Genomic DNA, 18896 nt, shown 5'->3' on the forward strand with positions numbered 1-18896 from the left:
ATTTCCACTTAAAATTTCTTGCCACTAATTATACTTGCGGCTGTACGCATTATTATGCTGAAGTCGAGCGCCAGCGAGCGGTTCTCGAGATAATGAATATCCATCTGCAGACGTTTCAGCATCTTTTCCATGCTGTCAGTATAGCCATTATATAATGTAGCCTCGGATGTCAGTCCGGGCCTCATTTCATATATTAGCACATACGAATTGTCTATTTCCATTATCTGGTCGATATAGTACTTGCGTTCAGGGCGTGGTCCTACGAGCGACATGTCGCCGATAAGCACGTTCCAGAGCTGCGGCAGCTCGTCAAGATGATGCTCTCTTAAAAATCTTTCGGTTTTGGTCGAGTTGCTGTCATCACATTTAGCCACCAGCTGTGGTTTGTCCTCAGCCTTGCTGAGAGTTCTGAATTTATATATGGTAAACGGCTTGCCTCTGTATCCTATGCGTTCTTGCGAGAATATTGCAGGTCCGTTCTTTTGTCTTTTGAGCATTATATATATAATGAGGAACAATGGTGATAATATAATCAGTCCTAAAAAGGCTGATATAAAGTCGAAAGCCCTTTTTATTGCCCTTTGTGTAGCATTCATAGCATCATGGCTGCAGTTTATGCAGTCCGCCTCTTTCGTATAGACGTTGTTCACCTTCTAAAAAATATTGTTTCTCTATAATAACCCCAAATATTCAAATTTGTTGCAAAGGTAACACAAATAATTTGAAAAAAATGTTAGTTGCTCTCTGATTATTGAAAAAATAGCCATAAATTTGCGTATTCTTACAGAAAGAGTTATCTTTGCACGGATAAAACGTAGCTCCGGCACGTTTGGCAGATTGGGGTTGACCGGATTTGACAGCGGGTTGGAATGGTACGTAAGCACGCGGAGCGTCGTCTGTTGGCTCCTAAATCTCAGCGGTCAAAAATTTATCTGGCGAAAACAAATACGCTCTCGCTGCCTAATCGAAGCATAGTAGATTATCGGCTTAATCCAGTCACAAGGTGACAGGACGAGACACTGCTCGAAAGCTGTTGTTCCGAAGCGTTTCGGTAAAGCGGTGCGGTTAAATCGGAAATAGTCTTGTGCGGCCCCGCACTCAAGATGAAGTTTTAGGGGATAAGGTTGCAGTTGGTGGTCCGGGTCTTGCTGCAGCTCGAAAACCGAAGGCCGGAATAAGCGTGTAGAAAGCGTATGGTTTCCCTGTTTGGACGAGGGTTCGAATCCCTCCAGCTCCACACAAAAGGCGGTGTAAGCTTATTACGCCGCCTTTTTGTTTACTTTACGGCATATCTGTAATCTTTCCTGAACTTGCAGATTTAGTATGAAAATCTCTGTTTTGTCCTGATTTCATGTGTTTTATGGTGATGAATCATGTGCATGAAACAAATATTAATGTATTGGTGACGAATAGTGGGGCGCTAATTGATTATAGTTTTTACCTTTGTACTCGGTACAGGTCTTTTACGGCATAAGCCATAAGCGGATGGCGCATATTTATGGCGAAGACCTATGCATGGACATGAAAAACTTTAATATTCTGATATATAGAGATATGAAAAAAACTAAAATTAGCTGCATTCTTGCGTCTGCATTGCTTGCCTTTTCGGCACAGACAGCCGGCGCTCAAGCTGCAAGTGCCGCAAAGGCGCCTGCCACTGTTGCCCATACGGCATTGTTCGATTATTTCAGTTATAGTGGAGATGACGACATCTATAAGAAAGTGAAGCTCGAAGGCGAGGGCGGATTCTACAATCCGATACTTCCCGGATGGTATTCTGATCCGAGCATCTGCCGTGTCGGCGACGACTACTTTATGGTAACTTCAAGCTTCTCTTATTATCCCGGAGTGCCGTTGTTCCACAGCAAGGACCTGGTGAACTGGAAGCAGATCAGCTATATCCTCGACCGTCCGTCGCAGTTGCCTCTTGCCGGCCAGAAGGTTTCAGCAGGTATCTTTGCTCCTGCAATATCGTATAATCCTCACAACAAGACCTTTTATATGGTAACCACAAACGTGGGGTGGGGCAACTTCTTCGTTAAGACAAAAGATCCGTTCGGCTCATGGTCGGAGCCAATCCGTCTGCCTGATGTAAAAGGCATAGACCCCTCATTCTTCTTTGACGACGACGGTAAGGCCTATATCGTAAACAATGACGAACCCGAAGGCAAGGCTGAATACGACGGCCACAGGGCTATCCGCGTGCGCGAATTTGACGTAAATACCGACAAGACTGTTGGTCCTGAGAAGATTCTCGTGAACAAGGGCGTGCATCCGGAGGACAAGCCGATATGGATTGAGGGTCCTCATATGTATAAGATTAACGGCAAATATTTCCTGATGTCGGCCGAAGGCGGAACCAGCGACATGCACTCAGAGGTGATTTTCAGAAGCGACAGCCCGTTTGGACCTTTCGTTCCCGCCAAGAAGAATCCTATACTTACTCAGCGCGACCTTGATCCTAACCGCATAGACCCTGTTACATGTGCAGGTCATGCCGACCTTGTGCAGACTCCTTCCGGCGACTGGTGGGCTGTGTTCCTTGCATGCCGTCCGTGTGAGGGCAAGTTTGAGAATCTTGGACGTGAGACATTCCTCCTGCCTGTAAGCTGGACTGACGAAGGTTTCCCGCTCATACTTGAACAGGGAAAAACCGTGCCTATGACAGGCAATGTAAAGGGAGCTGTACGCGGAAAGAACGTAACCTTCGGTAATTTTGCATACAACGACGATTTCTCTGAAAAGACACTGCCGCTCGACTGGTTCTCGCTTCGCGGTCCTGTTGACTCTATCTGCAGCACAAATGCCGTGCCCGGTTATCTGTCAATGAAGTGCATTGAGACCACAACTGCCGAGAAAGCTGTTCCGGCATACGTAGGCCGCCGCATACAGCATCATAAGTTTGAGTGCTCTTCACGTCTGGTATTCGAGCCTCAGACTGTAAACGAGCGCGCAGGCATGCTGCTCTTTAAGGACGAGACACATCAGTATCTGCTTTGCGTTGCCAAGACGTCAGCAGGCAAGGCCGTTGAACTTAGAAAGACAGCTGACGGAGGCAAAGACGAAATATTGGCAAGTTCGGCTCTCGCAAAGGCCGACAAGGACATACGCCTGAAGATTGTTTCACGCGGTCTGACGTTCGACTTCTACTATGCAGTGGGCAAAGGCGAATGGAAACTGCTGAAGAACAACGTAGACGCCGGCTTCCTGTCGACACGCAACGCCGGCGGATTTACAGGCACCACCATCGGCCTGTATGCCACACGCGGATAATACATAATGGTAAAGGCAGTGCAGTCCGGATGCATTCTGGCATGGTTGAAACAGCCGGGGCACTGCCTGCCTTATACAAATAATGGTCTGGCCTACAGACTGAAACAACACATTGACAGCCTTACAGACTGTTTCTGAAGGATGCATGTTGAAGAGAAATGCGTCAAGTCTAAAATCGGTCATTGTCTTACTTCTATCTGCAGATTGAGGCTTCCGGCAGTCTTATTGCTTTCTGTTGGCGTCTTGCCGTCTGCCTTTTCTTGACATTGCCCGCAGTGCTTGCGGAGAATCAAACGGCAGCCAGCTAAATGTCAAAACGACAATAAGGCCGGATTAAAATAACCGATTTGGCTTAAAATATACGAAACATTAACCAAAATAGAAACATTCTGTGAAAATTGTCAGCATAAATAACGTTACAAATCAAATCTGTTTACGTTCTTTCTTTAAAAGAAACATAACAATGGACAGATACGCAAAATCTTTATTATCATTAATTTTAATGTTGCCGGTGTTCGCCAACGGGGCTGATGCCGGCAACACTATTGTAGTGCCAGAGAAAGAGAACGTAGGAGCAGCCGCAATGCCTGCCGGCATAGCTCCTGTAGACGAAGCGCCCTTCAAGCTGAAGAAGATAAGGCGCCCCGAATTTCCCGACCGCCGCGAAACCGTGGACAAGGCCGACATTTCGGCATCGGGCAAGATAACTCCTGCAATCAATGAAAAGATAGAACGCCTCTCTAAACGTGGCGGCGGCACCGTGGTTGTGCCTGCCGGCAAGTGGTATTCAGGCAGAATAGAACTGAAGAGCAACGTGGAGCTTCGCCTGGATGAAGGTGCCGTGATAGAGTTCTCGGGCGAGGTGGACGACTATCAGCCTGCCGTGTTCACGCGTCATGAGGGCGTCGAGGTTATGGGTGCCGGTGCGTTTATATATGCCAACGGCGCAAAGAACATAGCCCTTACGGGCAAAGGCGTGATTATGGGTCCGCCGATGGACGTTCCCATGCGCAAGTTCCCTAACGGCAAAAGCGTAGTTGAGAACGACATCGACTACCGTATGCCCGTCAAAGAGCGTCTGTGCGACGGCAAGGAAGGCCGCACGTTCTACCGTCCCAAGTCGTTTTCGCCCATCAACTGCAAGAACGTGCTCGTTGAGGGTGTAACCTTCGAGCGCAGCCTTCTGTGGAACGTTAATCCCGTTTATTGTGAGAACGTGATAATAAGAGGCATAACCGTAAACTCTACAGACGTGCCGAGCGGCGACGGCATAGACATCTCTTCATGCAAGAACGTGCTTATAGAATACTCTACGCTCAACTGCGGCGACGACTGCTTCACGCTGAAGGCCGGACGATGCGAAGACGGACTGCGCGTCAACCGTCCTACGGAGAACGTGCTCATACGCTACTGTCTCGCCAAGGACGGTCACGGAGGCATCACCTGCGGCAGCGAGACGGCAGGAGGCATACGCCGTGTGTATCTTCACGACTGCGTGTTCTACGGCACACGCACGGGCTTCCGCTTCAAGACAAGACGCAACCGCGGCGGCACCGTTGAAGACATCACCTATGAGAACATAAGACTGGTGAACGTGCGCGAGGCTTTCACGTGGGATCTGCTCGGTTCAAAGATGTATATGGGTGAGCTTGCGCGTCGCTATCCGCCGCTCGACATCACTCCGCTTACGCCTACGGTTAAGGACATAACCATACGCAACTTCATAGTTGAGTCGGCCGACAGGCTAATGACCGTCAACGGCATACCTGAGATTCCGTGTTCTGGCGTGCTACTTGAGAACGGCAGTGTCAGGACCAACAGGATAATAAAGACGCTCAACGATGCCGACGGACTGACGCTGCGCAACATGGAGATACAGGCCACAGACAACACGATGGTGATAGACGACAGCCGCAACGTGCTCTTCGACAATGTTACGTTCTATGTGCCCGGCGGCGCGCTCAACATGGACATAAAGGGCAGCAAGGCTTCGGGCATAGTCATCCGCAGCAATGGTGCAGACGTGGTCTGCAAGCCGGGAATGAACAAACTTTAGTGTTTTGTTTTTATATATTTTAATTCTGTTTAAACATAGTGACTGAAACGCTCATGCAGGTTTGGCTCCTGTGTGAGCGTTACTTTTTTATCCTAAATAGGCCAATTATTATCCGCAGGATTTTTGTTTTTATATTGAGCATGCTTCTGTCTGAGTTTTAGTGTGTATTGACGGTATGCCATTCTTTGGCAAGTGTTGGTTTATGATTGGGACATTTGAATATTGATAAGTGTAAGCATATTGAGGCTTATGCCGTTCATAATGATATTTTGCCTTTGTATGGATTTTCAGACAAAATAGAAAATATGTGCCCGATAATATGCCGCTTTTGTGCATCCGGCTGCATCCCGGTCTGCAAAATGCCGCCTTTCGTGTTGCCGTTTGTGGCCTTTTGCATCCTAAAAAGCCACCTTTTGCCATGCGTTATGCCTTGTGTCATGAGTGAATTTTGAGGCAAAATGCCGCTGTTTTAGTGTAAGAAAAATGCACACTGATGCTCTTTGACGTGCCAACATGTTGCTGTATAGCAGTTTACGCTTGCACACAAAAACAGCGGTATTTTACGCCCTGTTGAAAGAAATTTTATAATAGCAAGATTCTGGAGCGTTGACAGAAATCACAACGTAAGCACCGTGTCCGCCGTGCCGGCAATATGTCAGCATGCACAGACCGTTGTCGCACACCATTTTATAATGTTTTTTCATGGGTGTGCTGATGCTCTCCGTGTGTAGAGACGTCACGGTTGCGTATGCCGTTTTCTGCTGATGTTATGATTTTCCTTTGCTTCCTTGATGCGGTTGCGTATGTGGCTGAATTGTTTTAGTATACTGATCGTTCTCGGATTTTAAGCCCTCCTGTTGCGCTTCGTCCTGAATCTTATCTTTGTTGTCCTGCTCCTTGGGCCGCCGTCCGCGCAGCGTCATTCTCTTGTCGGTGTCCTATTTGTTTATCTTGCTTTCGTCCATATACTTCTCCAGATAGTCGAGCCCTTTGTTTGTGCAGCACCCGCGCATGTAGACCGTTATGAAGGTGTGGAATATCTCCTTCAGCGAATACTTGCGGTACATCTTTGTCTGCATAACATAGTTCATAGCGGCGTCGCTCATCTTGTGCACGATGTCATAGTTGATGTCGCCCCTGAAGAATCCGTGCTCTATGCCTTTCTTCATGAAGAGGTACGAGTTGGCGCGCTGCCTCTCGTTATACTCTTGCAGAAAAGCTACAATCTTAGAGTATTTCTGCGTTTCAAGAAAGAAGCGCGGATTGATGGTTCCCAGGTCTCTCAGCTTGGCTTTAAGGAAGAAGGCTATGACGTCCATCTCGTTGTCCGTCTTTTCGGCATACTCCTGCAGCTGCTTGGTCATCTTCTCTGAGTCGTGCTTTACACACTCGTAAAGCAGGTCTTCCTTGTTGCTGTAAATCTCATACAGGGTGCGTTTGGATATTCCCATTTCCGTGGCAATATCGTCCATCTTCACAGCCCTAATTCCCTTCTGTTTGAAGAGCTGCATCGACGTTTCGAGTATCCTTGTTTTCAGATTTTCACGATAAACTGTTATGTTGCCTGTTTTGCGCATAAACACTATTCTTATTTTATTTGCAAAGTTAATAATTTTTCTAAAAAAACTATTTGCTTTCCTTTATTTTTATTACATTTGCATGACTTTTCATGATAAAGTGAAATGGTTATAAGGTAAAAGACAATACAAAATAAGATAACAGAAAACGCCTATGGTAAACATAACAAAAGAGGCCGCTCTTGCATATCACAAGAACGGGAAACCCGGAAAAATAGAAGTTAAACCGACAAAGCCCTATAGTACGCAAACCGACCTTAGTCTGGCCTACTCGCCGGGCGTTGCGTTTCCGTGCCTTGAGATACAGAAAACTCCCGATGACGCATATAAATACACCGCCAAGGGCAATCTTGTTGCCGTGATAAGCAACGGCACCGCCGTGCTCGGTCTGGGCGACATCGGAGCCATGAGCGGCAAGCCCGTCATGGAGGGCAAGGGACTCTTGTTTAAGATTTATGGCGGCATCGACGTGTTCGACATTGAGGTTGACGAGAAAGACCCCGAAAAGTTCTGCGAGGCTGTAGAGAAGATAGCCCCCACGTTCGGCGGCATCAACCTTGAAGACATAAAGGCTCCTGAATGTTTCTACATCGAAGAGCGACTGAAGCGCACGCTCGACATCCCCGTGATGCACGACGACCAGCACGGCACGGCCATCATATCTGCCGCCGGACTGAAGAACGCTCTCGAGGTGAACGGCAAGGACATATCAAAGGTTAAGATTGTTGTCAACGGAGCAGGTGCGGCAGCCATATCATGCACAAAGCTGTATATGGCTCTCGGCGCAAAGCGCGAGAACATCGTTATGCTCGACTCTAAGGGCGTTATCACCAGCGACCGCGAGAACCTTACGGAGCAGAAGAAACTCTTTGCTACCGACCGCCGCGACGTGCATACACTCGAGGAGGCAGTCAAGGGAGCCGACGTGTTTGTCGGTCTTTCCAAGGGCAACGTGCTCACTCAGGACATGGTAAGGTCGATGGCCGACCAGCCCATTGTGTTTGCCTTGGCTAACCCCGTGCCCGAGATCTCTTATGAGGAAGCCATGGCCAGCCGTCCCGACGTGCTCATGTCTACCGGCCGTTCTGACTATCCTAACCAGATTAACAACGTTATCGGCTTCCCGTATATCTTCAGAGGCGCTCTCGACGTTCATGCCTCTGCCATAAACGAGGAAATGAAACTGGCCGCCGTCAACGCCATTGCCAACCTGGCAAAGCAGCCTGTGCCAGATGTCGTTAACGACGCATATCAGGTAAACAACCTTACCTTCGGTCCGTCTTACTTCATCCCGAAACCTGTCGACCCGCGCCTCATCACCGAAGTGTCGGCAGCCGTTGCCAAGGCAGCCATAGAGAGTGGGGTGGCACGCACCACGATAACCGACTGGGACGAATACAAGAACCATCTGCGCGAGATGCTCGGACAGGAAACCAAGCTCACGCAGAAGCTATATGATACAGCACGCAAGCACCCGCAGCGCGTTGTCTTTGCCGAAGGCATACACCCAACGATGCTCAAGGCTGCCGTACAGGCAAGGAACGAGGGCATCTGCCAGCCTATCCTGCTGGGCAACGACGAGCGTATAATGAAGCTTGCCAAGGAACTCGATCTTAATCTCGATGGCATAGAGATAGTAAATCTGCGCCACGACAACCAGAACGACCGCCGTGAGCGCTATGCACGCATACTTGCCGAGAAGCGCAAACGCCAGGGCTACACATTCCAGGAAGCCAACGACAAGATGTTTGAGCGCAACTATTTCGGTATGATGATGGTTGAGACCGGCGAGGCCGACGCCTTCATCACGGGTCTTTACACCAAGTATTCAAACACCATCAAGGTGGCAAAGGAGGTTATCGGCATACAGCCCGGATACAACCATTTCGGCACGATGCATATCATCAACTCCAAGAAGGGTGTGTTCTACATGGCCGACACGCTTATCAACCGCCATCCTGACAAGGACGTGCTCGTAGACATTGCACGTCTGAGCGCAATGACCGTAAGATTCTTCAACGAAGAGCCGAGGATAGCCATGATAAGCTATTCAAACTTCGGTTCCGACGAGATAGGCAGTCCGGCTCAGGTTCATGCTGCCGTTGAGGCTATGCAGACACGTTATCCTGACCTGGCCATCGACGGCGAGATGCAGGTAAACTTTGCTCTCGACAATAAGCTGCGCGACGCCAAGTATCCGTTCTCGCGCCTTAAGGGTAAGGATGTCAACACGCTTGTGTTCCCTAACCTCAGCAGTGCCAACAACGCATACAAGCTGTTGCGTGCAATGAATTCTGACGCTGAGATTATCGGTCCTATCCAGATGGGTCTTAACAAGCCTATACACTTCACCGACTTCGAGTGCAGCGTACGCGATGTTGTCAACATCACAGCCGTGGCCGTTATCGACGCTTACGTGCAGAAGATAAAGGAGAACAGACAATAACGGCGCAGCTGCCTGCGATATAACATTATGTATGACGGCTCCAATGATGTAACGACATGTCATCGGAGCCGTCGTCCGTTTTACCCCAAATCCTGATTGCTGATTTGGGCTTATGCCTCATGTCAGGGCAACGCCATGCCTGGCGGCTTTAACTGAATGAGGTGTGTATAATATAAAAAGTGTGAAAAACTTTATCTTTCATGTCACTGACGGCCTTGTCATACGTCTATGACAATAGAAACAAATGACATAATTAACAACAAAACGACACTATTATGAAAAAGCTGTTTATTCTGGCGCTGGCAGCAATGTTTTGCATGGCCGGCTTTGCCAAAAGCACACAAGAGGTAATCAACGAAATCACAAAGTCTACAGGTGCGCAGGCCATAACGCTCAGCAAGGACCTTATTGCAGCGCAGGCTGCCGCCATGCCTGAAAATGTCAAGGCTCTCCTGTCTAATCTTGACGGCGGCACTCTCGTCCTGCTGTCTGAGGGCACCGACGAACAGATAAAGACATTCAATGACAGGGTGGGAGAGATAGACTCTGAAGCCTACGAAGCCATGGCTTCGTTCGTTGACGAGTCAGACACAATAAAAGTATTCGGCAAGTGTGAGGGCGACTATGTTACCGAACTTTTCATCGCCTTTTCAGACGATGAAGATTGTGCCCTTATCGACGTTACCGGCAAGATAAGCAAGGAAGACGCCATGAAGCTCCTGAACAAAGACATGCTGCAGCAGATTCTTTAACCGTAAACAGGTCATCGCTCCGCATATTCTTCAGCAAGTAGACGGCTGAAAACATGAATATACAAAACAGATAATGCTGTGTGCGGGCTAATAACCTATTGTGGCTAAAGTTAAAGAAAGGTTAATATAAAAACGGACAAATGCCGGCTGTTGTGCCTGTGCATTTGTCCGTTTCCTTTTTATTGTCAAGACATCATGGCCTTTTGTATGTCTTCATTGTGTGCGGCGTTGCTGCCGCATCCTCATTCTTCTTATAGTCTTATAATCTGCTTCACGCCCTTCACGTTGCGCAGCTTCTTTATCAGCTGTTCCAGTTTCGATGTGTCCTCCACGTTTACCACGAGATTACCGCGGAACAGTCCGTCGTTGCTGTCAATGTTTATGCTGCGCATCATGATGTTCTCCTCTTTCGATATAATGCTCGTTATGTTGTTCACGATGCCTATGTCGTCGTTTCCTATAATCTTCAGCGTGATAGAGTATTGCGATTTGCCCTTTCCGCTCCACATCGCCTTCACCACTCTGTAGCCGAATCGCTTTCTCAGTTCGGGTGCATTGGGGCAGTCGGTGCGGTGAATCTTTATTCCGCCGTTCACGGTTACAAATCCGAACACATCGTCGCCGTATATCGGGTGGCAGCATTTCGACAGCGTATAGTCCACGCCTTTAAGGTTCTGGTCAATCACCAGCACGTCGTCGTTCGAGTAGGCAATCTCCTCGTTGGGGTTCTCAAAGCTAAACTCTTTCGCACTTCTTGCCGGAGCGGTTGGTGCGGTGTTGTTGTCGAACATCAGCACCTGCTGATACGTTTCTATTGTCTGGTTCACGTCGAGGCTTCCGTCAGCCATGTCTTTGTAGAAGTCGTTTGCCTCCTTATATCCCAGTTTCTTTATCAGGTGCGACACGGCACTCTCGTCAAAGTCGATCTTTCGGTTTTTCAGTCGGCGTTCAAACATCTCCTTTGCATACGCTCCGTCTTTCACCATAAGGTCTTTTATGGCCATTCTTATCTTCGACTTTGCGCGGCTTGTCTTCACGATGTTCACCCAGTCCTGTTTCGGCTTTTGCGTGCTCGACGTCATAATCTCCACCTGGTCGCCGTTTTTCAGTATGTATCTGAAAGTAACCGCCTTGTTGTTTATCCTTGCTCCCGTGCAGTGGTTGCCTATGTTAGAGTGTATGCGGTAGGCAAAGTCGAGCACGGTGGCTCCTTTCGGAAACTTCATAAGGTCGCCTTTGGGCGTAAACACAAACACCTCGTCCTCATAAAGATCCATCTTAAACTGGTCTATCACCTGCAGGTCGTCTTTGTTCTCCAGCGCCGTCCTTATGCTGTTGAGCCATTCGTCAAGTCCGCTTTCGCCCTTCACGCCCTTGTATCTCCAGTGGGCAGCCAGTCCTCTTTCTGCCACCTCGTCCATGCGCTCTGTGCGTATCTGCACCTCCACCCATTTGTTTTCAGGTCCGAGCACGGTTATGTGCAGACTCTCGTATCCGTTCGACTTAGGCACACTCAGCCAGTCGCGCATACGTTTCGGGTTAGGCTGATACATGTTTGTTATTATGGCGAACACCTGCCAGCACTGCATCTTCTCCAGTTCAGCCGGCGAATCGAGTATTATTCTTATTGCAAACAGGTCATATATGCCTTCAAAGCCGCATTGCTGTTTCTTCATCTTCTGCCAGATGCTGTGAATGCTCTTTGTGCGACCCTTCATGTGAAACTTCAGTCCGGCCTCTTTCAGCTTCTTGTCTATAGGCGTTATGAACTTTTCTATATAGGCGTCGCGGCTTTTCTTTGTCTCGTTGAGTTTCGCCTTAATCATGTAGTAGGCGTCGTGCTCAAGATATTTCAGGCTCAGGTCTTCCAGCTCGCTTTTCAGCTTATACAGTCCCAGTTTGTGTGCCAGCGGGGCATACAGATAGCTTGCCTCCTCGCTCACCTTCATCTTTGCCTCAGTGTTTGTGGTGTCCCTTATCTGCCTCATCAGGTTTACCCTGTCGGCAATCATTATCAGTATCACCCTCATGTCCTCGGCAAACGACAGCAGCAGGTTTCTGAAGTTTTCGCTCTCTATCACCGGATTCTTCTTATACAGTTCCTGTATGCTTCTGAGTCCGTGAATTATGGTAGATACGTTTTTCCCGAAGTTCTTTTCTATTTCCTCAAGCGAGTTGTCGTTTTCAGCCACGCTTGTATATAGAAGTATGGCCATCACGCCGTCGCGCTTCAGTCCAATCTCGCTCACGGCAATCTGTGCGGTCTGCAGACTCAGCAGTATGGGGTTCATTCCAAACACATCGCGCTGTATAAGGTCGTTTTCGAGAGCGGTCTTCAGATGCCTGAAGATGTTTTTCTCGTCTTCTCTTTTCAGCATGCCGTGTGCGTTCTCGCGCAGTCCGCGTATTATGTTTACAATGTCGTTTCTCTCTTTTTTGGTAAAGAACAGTTTTTCAGCCATATCCTTCTTGTATGTTAAGGGCATTGCCGCCTGTTGGCGTCTGCCGTTGATGAATCTATCTTTAAATGTCCGGCTTTGGCTTGTCTTCCATGTTTCAGCATGCGTGCCGGCGTGTATGCTTACAGGTTAATAATGCCTTTGCACGGCAACTTTTCATGGTCTGCCGGAGTACATTGTTATGCAAACTTACACATTTTTCCTGATATTTTCGGATGTTCTTTCAAATAAATTAAATAATAAGGCATTTCTGACAATAAGTAATAACTTTTTAATATCTAAAGTTATGTTTTTTAAGAAAAAAACTATATATTTGTAACTGATTTACTGAAACCTTATAAAATTATAATACTTATGTTATCACCAGAAGACTTAAAGCAGATTGCCGAAAAAGGCATAACCGAAGAACAAGTAGCAACCCAACTCGAAGAGTTTAAAAAAGGCTTTCCTTTCCTGAAGCTCGAGGCAGCAGCAGGCATAGGCCGTGGCGTCATTGCTCCTGCCGACAGTGAGCGTGCCGACTATATCGCAAAGTGGGAAGCCTATAAGGCAGAAGGCAAGAAGATCGTAAAGTTTGTTCCTGCCAGTGGAGCTGCCAGCCGTATGTTCAAGGATATGTTCGCTTTTCTCGGCGCTGACTATGACGAACCGCGTACTGACTTCGAAAAGAAATTCTTCGACAACATAGAGAAGTTTGCTTTCTATGATGAGCTTAACGCAGCTTGCGTAAAGAATGAGGGCAAGGACATCGCTGCCCTTGTTGCTGCCGGCAACTACAAGGCTGTTGTTGCCAATATGCTCGAGTCTAGGGGCCTTAACTACGGACAGCTGCCTAAGGGCCTGCTGCTCTTCCACAGATATGAAGACGGCGTGCGCACTCCTCTCGAGGAGCATCTTGTTGAGGGAGCATTATATGCGTCAAGCGCAGGCGAGGCTAATGTTCACTTCACCGTAAGCCATGAGCATAAGGCTCTGTTTGAGAAGAAGGTGGCTGAGAAGAAAGACAAATATGTTGCCAAGTTCGGCATCAACTACAATATCTCTTTCTCTGAGCAGAAGCCCAGCACCGACACTATTGCCGCCAATCCGGACAACACTCCGTTCCGCAATGCCGACGGTTCTCTGTTGTTCCGTCCCGGAGGTCATGGCGCTCTCATCCAGAATCTTAACGACATCGACGCCGACGTAATCTTTGTAAAGAACATCGACAACGTTGTGCCCGATCGTCTTAAGAACGACACCGTAACCTACAAGCAGCTCATTGCCGGAATTCTTGTAACGTTGCAGGAAAAGGTGTTCAGCTATCTGCGCCTGCTCGACAGCGGTGAGTATAGCAATTCACAGATTGAAGAAATCATACGTTTCGTTCAGAACGATCTGTGCTGCCGCAAGCCAGACATCAAGAATCTTGAGGATGCCGACCTCGTTATCTATCTGCGCTCAAAGCTCAACCGTCCTATCCGTGTCTGCGGAGTTGTAAAGAACGTTGGCGAGCCGGGCGGAGGTCCGTTCCTTACCTACAATCAGGACGGCACCATCAGTCTGCAGATACTTGAGAGCAGTCAGATTGACAAGAGCAACACCGAATACATGAAGATGTTCACCGAGGGTACACATTTCAATCCCGTTGACCTCGTTTGTGCCGTTAAAAATTATAAGGGCGAGCCGTTCAATCTGCCTGACTATGTTGACAAGACAACAGGATTTATCAGCAGCAAGAGCAAGAACGGCAAGGAACTGAAGGCTCTCGAGTTGCCGGGCTTGTGGAATGGTGCCATGAGCAACTGGAACACAGTGTTCGTAGAAGTTCCTCTGTCAACATTCAACCCCGTAAAGACCGTCAACGACCTTCTTCGCGAGCAGCATCAATAAGATAAAAACTAGAGAATTGGGATTCTTTACATGCCCAATTCTCTATTTTTCTTTATTATATAATATATTTTTTGTTTCATAATTAGCATCGCTGAACTGCGTTTGCGCTTAGTGCCTTGCGCCAATAGAAACAAAAAGGCGGGCTGAAAATCACAATACATTTGGATCTTTCGTTTTTCACTTTTAACTTTTCACTTTCGTAAGACGTACTACGTTGCTATTGTTCCGGCTGATTTGCAATCTGCCGGAATTGAGTATAAGGATCTCATGATCCGCTTAAAATACCGCTGCCTTATGAAGTGAGTAATGAAAAATCTAATGATAATTTTGCATTAAAAATATTAGGTGATGTCAAATAGGAAGTAATCGGATTAAATAAATCCTGATATTCATTTCCGGCCGATTGCAAATCAGCCGGCACATTAGCTTTATTGGTTCTTATCGCACGCACTACGCTAAGTTATCGCTCACAAAGGTGAGCTAGTAGTTAGAGTCATATGCATTGTTGATTCTTATCATAACTTCATAATCACTACGTTTGGCTATTGTTCCGGCTGATCTGTGCTCCGCCGGAATTGAGTATAAGGATCTATGATCCGCTAAAAGTACCGCTGTCTTATGAAGTGAATAATGTAAAATTTAATGCTATGTTTGCATTAAAAGTATAAGATGATACTAAATAGGAAGTAATCGGATTAAAAAATTAGCTGTGCTGACCTTCGGTTCTTATACTCAATTCCGGCAGATTGCAAATCAGCCGGCACATTAGTCTTGTTGCTACATAACCGGCGGCACGGGGCTAATGTTCTGTCGGATATGCTATCCGACAGCAAAAAATATAAGGATCTTTGATCCGAGACTCATACCTATTAATCAAAAAATAGGAAGTAATCGGATTAAAAAATTAGCTGCGCTGACCTTCGGTTCTGATATTCATTTCCGACCGATTTTTCGCTGTGCTCAACAACTCGTGCAAATCAGCCGGCACATTAGCCTTGTTGGTTCTTATCGCACGCACTACGTTAGCATTTGGATTTTTCATTCTTCACTCTTCACTCTTCACTTCCGTCAGGCGTTTTTCACTTTTAATTTTTAGTTTTTAGTTGCGCTTTTGCGCCGGCTCTTCCTGATGCCATGTCTGATATATACAATATTCCGGTAGCTTTGTCCCTTGCATTAAATTCTATGTAGTAGATATCTTCAAGGTCGTAGCCGGATTTTGAAGAGTCCCAAGACATTGAGCCAGAGCCTTTGCCTACGGTTTTCAGTTCTTCTCTATAATATTTGTCGCCGTTTGCCGTTTTCACTTTACATGTAATGCCCAGTGTGTATGTGCCTTCCTTCTTTAAATTATAGTCAAGGTTGTAATACTTTGTCAGCGTAGGCGTAATGGTCAGTATATAATTCTTTCCCGGTGTCTCAACCGATGTCTCTTCATAATATATTATTTTATTGCCCGTCTTGTGATACGGTCTTATGTAATATGTTGTGCCACGTTTCAGCGTTGTTCCGCTGTTGCCGATAATCCGTGAAAAACCGTTCAGACATTCATCATTCTCGTTCAGCTTTATTATTGCGTTTTCAATAGTGGGTTTGGGTGATGTTCCAATGCAGAATCCTGTTTTGTCAGGCAGTCCTGTTGTGCTGTTTTTTGTCAGCCCCACGGCTATACATGGTCTTTCACCGTCCTGCACAAAGTTTACTTTTGTTTTCAGTGCCTTTGATGTTACCACGTTTTCAGAGTTGCCTTCGCCATCTCCGTCGTCGTTACCTTCACTGTTGCCTATGCAGATGTCAATCAGAGTCTTGTCTGGCAGTTCATCGCTGTCAATTTTGAAATACCACAGGTCATCTTTCTTTACCGTTGTCAGCAGACCGTTAACAAGCGTCTTATATTGCGTTGTAACCTTGGCATATCCCTGGTTTCCCGACACAAAGTTAAGTTCCATGTCATATTGGTGCCATGGGTCGCTCCATCCTTCAGGGTCTGGCGATGCCTGATAATACATCACCGTCATGCTTACCGTCGCCTTGCTCTGGCTCGTCTTTACGTATGCATATTTCGTTACGCCTATCATCTGCACAGCCGAATAGCTCAGCACGTTTGGCGTACCTTGCTTGTCTACATACAATGCCATGGCCCTGTATAGTTTTCCTTCATATTCATAATAGAACTTCAGTTCGTGTCCGTTCAGGTTTTCTAAAGCCATGTCCTCGTGTGTTCCGTCTGTAGTGCCGTCTTCGTCGCTGTCACTTCCGCATCCTGTTGTGCATAATGCCACGCACACCATCATCATGTACGTAATAAGTTTTGATGTAAATTCTTTCATGGTGTTTTTCTTATATTCCACGTTTTATCGTGGGTTATCATTCTCTTTAATAATTCTTACAAAACATTTTTTGCAAAGATAATGTCTGTTTGTTCGTCAATGACGATTTTGTCGTTTAATTTATGTTAAATGTCTACATATAGGCATATTTTCCCGTTGACCATAAATCGTCAGTTTGTATACAGTCGCTTTTTATTTGCTTATGTCTTTGCTTTTTTCCTGAAAAGCTATATATTTGCATTGCTTAAAAAATAATTAACCTTAATCAAATGTTATGAACGCTTACAGCTATTCTTGCCGCACATTCATGTCCGTTTCGTCTCTTATGTCATCTTTGCGCCCTTCACGCATGCCCTTGCGCCTTGCCTTATTCTTTGTCTTGTTGTCATTCTCGTCTCAGCTCCGTTCCGCTTTGCCCGAGCGTACCGCAGCTAACGTCAGCAAGTATGCTGACATCTGCAAGCGCAACATTTATAAGGAGATGCGCGGAATGTATCGCGAGGCAGGCGGCTCACTTAAATATAAGTTTCTTGCTCCCGGCAGCAGTCAGTATCTCGATATGCTTTGGGACTGGGACTCATGGCTCAGCAACGTGGCTCTCAGGCAGATTCTTCTCGACAACGGCACGCCTAAAGACAGCATTCAGGCTCTCGACTATGAGCGCGGCTGTGTGCTCAATTCGTTGAGCTATTGCGGCATGGACGGCTGGATACCTATATGGATAGAGCGCAACGCACCTTCACGCGAAGAGATGCTCAAGAAGCGTAATCCCTGGAAGTCGAATATGCACAAGCCAACGCTGGCTCAGCATGCAGCCTTTATCGTCAGGACAATGAACGGAGATGCTGAGTGGTTGCGCGACGATTTCTATTATTTGCAGGCCTTTGTGTCTAAATATATGAACTTCCACCGCCATAAGGCTACAGGTCTTCTTTATTGGGAAACTGATGAGGCTATAGGCGTAGATAACGATCCCAGCACGTTTTATCGTCCCCACGAAAGTTCCGGTTCAATATTCCTCAACGCCCTTATGTATAAGGAACTGCAGGCCATGGCTTACATTGCCCGATGTCTCAGTTTGGGCGAGATAGCGGCTCAGTATGATAAAGAGGCAGCCGACTTGAAGTCGAAGATACAGGAGCACTGTTGGGACCCGCGCGACAAGTTTTATTACAGCGTCGACCTCAATCTGTTGCCTGTCGAGAAGCCGTCCATCAGCGGTCTTAATCCCGGCGACCTCTATCTGCATGTCGGTCAGCCGCGTAATTACGACTGCCTTATCCAGCGTTTCAGCGTGTGGAGTGGCTTTATGTCCATGTGGGCAGGCATAGCTACGCCGTCTCAGGCTGCTGACATAGTCCGTCTTCATTATCGTGACACCACGTCGTTCAATGCCCCTGCCGGCATCCGTTCACTGTCTCCGTTAGAGAAGATGTATAATCTTCGTGCCAGCGGTAATCCTTCGTCATGGCAGGGACCAATATGGATTAATGTCAACTACCTCGTCTTCCGTGGTCTTCTTAACTATGGCTACACCGCTGAAGCCCGTGAGCTGGCTGAAAAGACCGTTATCCTGCTTGGCCGCGACTTCGAGCGCTTCGGTGCGTTACATGAGTATTACCTGCCTGAAAACGGAGAGCCGGTGCTCAATAAAGGCTTCCAGAATTGGAACTTCTTAGTCTTAAACATGATAGCCTGGCTAGAAGGCCGCCCCACCATTTCCGAGTTTTAATCGTATAGCATAATAAATGAAGAGCAGGCGCAAAAGTGCAATTAAAAATGAAAAATTAAAAGTGAAAAAATATGCGCTTTATGGGATTATCATTTGGAGTTAAAGTAGTTACAGGAGTTATCGCTCACTAAGGTGAGCTAGGAGTTAGAGTCATATGCATTGTTGATTCTTATCATAACTTCATAATCACTACGTTTGGTAATGTTCCGGCTGATTTGCAATCTGCCGGAATATAATATAAGGATCTTTGATCCGCTTAAAATACCGCTGTCTTATGAGATCCGCTAAAAGTACCGCTATATTATGAAAGTGAATAATGACAAAGGAAGTTCTACGTTAGTCAATTCAATGTTTTACTACAAGAAATAGGAAGTAATCGGATCATAGATCCTTATATTT

11 protein-coding genes and 1 other RNA gene are annotated in these 18896 nt (G+C 46.9%); 7 read left to right on the forward strand and 5 right to left on the reverse strand.

The window, feature by feature from the left end; genetic code table 11:
- Window positions 1-8: 8 nt before the first annotated feature.
- On the reverse strand, window positions 9-596 hold the full coding sequence (locus ACU52_RS09455) for a sugar transferase (protein WP_053398628.1): 588 nt from the start codon (window positions 594-596) through the stop codon (window positions 9-11).
- 243 nt (window positions 597-839) lie between these two features.
- Here ACU52_RS09455 and ssrA point away from each other — a divergent pair.
- From ssrA to ACU52_RS09465, 3 genes are all read left to right on the forward strand, one after another.
- Window positions 840-1240: a transfer-messenger RNA gene (ssrA, locus tag ACU52_RS14765) on the forward strand.
- Between the two features lie 314 nt (window positions 1241-1554).
- On the forward strand, window positions 1555-3273 hold the full coding sequence (locus tag ACU52_RS09460; RefSeq protein WP_053398638.1) for a glycoside hydrolase family 43 protein: 1719 nt from the start codon (window positions 1555-1557) through the stop codon (window positions 3271-3273).
- A gap of 502 nt (window positions 3274-3775) precedes the next feature.
- Window positions 3776-5329, forward strand: a complete 1554-nt coding sequence (locus tag ACU52_RS09465; RefSeq protein WP_455570155.1) for a glycoside hydrolase family 28 protein — start codon at window positions 3776-3778, stop codon at window positions 5327-5329.
- 938 nt (window positions 5330-6267) lie between these two features.
- Here the strand turns inward: ACU52_RS09465 and ACU52_RS09475 are convergent.
- Window positions 6268-6906, reverse strand: a complete 639-nt coding sequence (locus tag ACU52_RS09475; RefSeq protein ID WP_021855392.1) for a TetR/AcrR family transcriptional regulator — start codon at window positions 6904-6906, stop codon at window positions 6268-6270.
- A gap of 154 nt (window positions 6907-7060) precedes the next feature.
- Between ACU52_RS09475 and ACU52_RS09480 the strand changes: the two genes are divergently transcribed.
- Together ACU52_RS09480 and ACU52_RS09485 are read left to right on the forward strand one after the other, a co-directional pair.
- Window positions 7061-9352, forward strand: coding sequence for an NADP-dependent malic enzyme (locus ACU52_RS09480; RefSeq protein ID WP_053398630.1), 2292 nt, complete (start codon window positions 7061-7063; stop codon window positions 9350-9352).
- A gap of 275 nt (window positions 9353-9627) precedes the next feature.
- Window positions 9628-10104 carry a DUF4252 domain-containing protein gene (locus ACU52_RS09485; RefSeq protein WP_053398631.1) on the forward strand — a complete coding sequence of 159 codons (477 nt, stop codon included), beginning with the start codon at window positions 9628-9630 and terminating at the stop codon, window positions 10102-10104.
- Window positions 10105-10355: 251 nt separating this feature from the next.
- Here the strand turns inward: ACU52_RS09485 and ACU52_RS09490 are convergent, their stop codons facing one another.
- Window positions 10356-12566 carry a RelA/SpoT family protein gene (locus ACU52_RS09490; protein WP_053398640.1) on the reverse strand — a complete coding sequence of 737 codons (2211 nt, stop codon included), beginning with the start codon at window positions 12564-12566 and terminating at the stop codon, window positions 10356-10358.
- Between the two features lie 351 nt (window positions 12567-12917).
- On the opposite strand from ACU52_RS09490, the gene ACU52_RS09495 reads away from it, so the two are divergent.
- A complete protein-coding gene (locus ACU52_RS09495; protein ID WP_021855396.1) occupies window positions 12918-14435 on the forward strand; it encodes a DUF4301 family protein in 1518 nt (505 codons plus the stop codon).
- A 904-nt stretch (window positions 14436-15339) separates the two neighbouring features.
- On the opposite strand, the gene ACU52_RS15275 is transcribed toward ACU52_RS09495, so the two are convergent.
- On the reverse strand, window positions 15340-15477 hold the full coding sequence (locus ACU52_RS15275; RefSeq protein ID WP_162207762.1) for a hypothetical protein: 138 nt from the start codon (window positions 15475-15477) through the stop codon (window positions 15340-15342).
- A 43-nt stretch (window positions 15478-15520) separates the two neighbouring features.
- Complete coding sequence (locus ACU52_RS09500; RefSeq protein WP_147630832.1) at window positions 15521-16765, reverse strand: hypothetical protein; 1245 nt, start codon at window positions 16763-16765, stop codon at window positions 15521-15523.
- A 349-nt stretch (window positions 16766-17114) separates the two neighbouring features.
- Here ACU52_RS09500 and ACU52_RS09505 point away from each other — a divergent pair, with 349 nt between their 5' ends.
- The gene (locus tag ACU52_RS09505) at window positions 17115-18497 is read left to right on the forward strand and encodes an MGH1-like glycoside hydrolase domain-containing protein (RefSeq protein ID WP_053398641.1); all 1383 of its coding nucleotides are present in this window, start codon (window positions 17115-17117) and stop codon (window positions 18495-18497) included.
- The last annotated feature ends 399 nt before the right edge of the window (window positions 18498-18896 follow it).

Origin of the sequence: Xylanibacter rarus (genome assembly GCF_001275135.1) — a bacterium.
Taxonomy (GTDB): domain Bacteria; phylum Bacteroidota; class Bacteroidia; order Bacteroidales; family Bacteroidaceae; genus Prevotella; species Prevotella rara.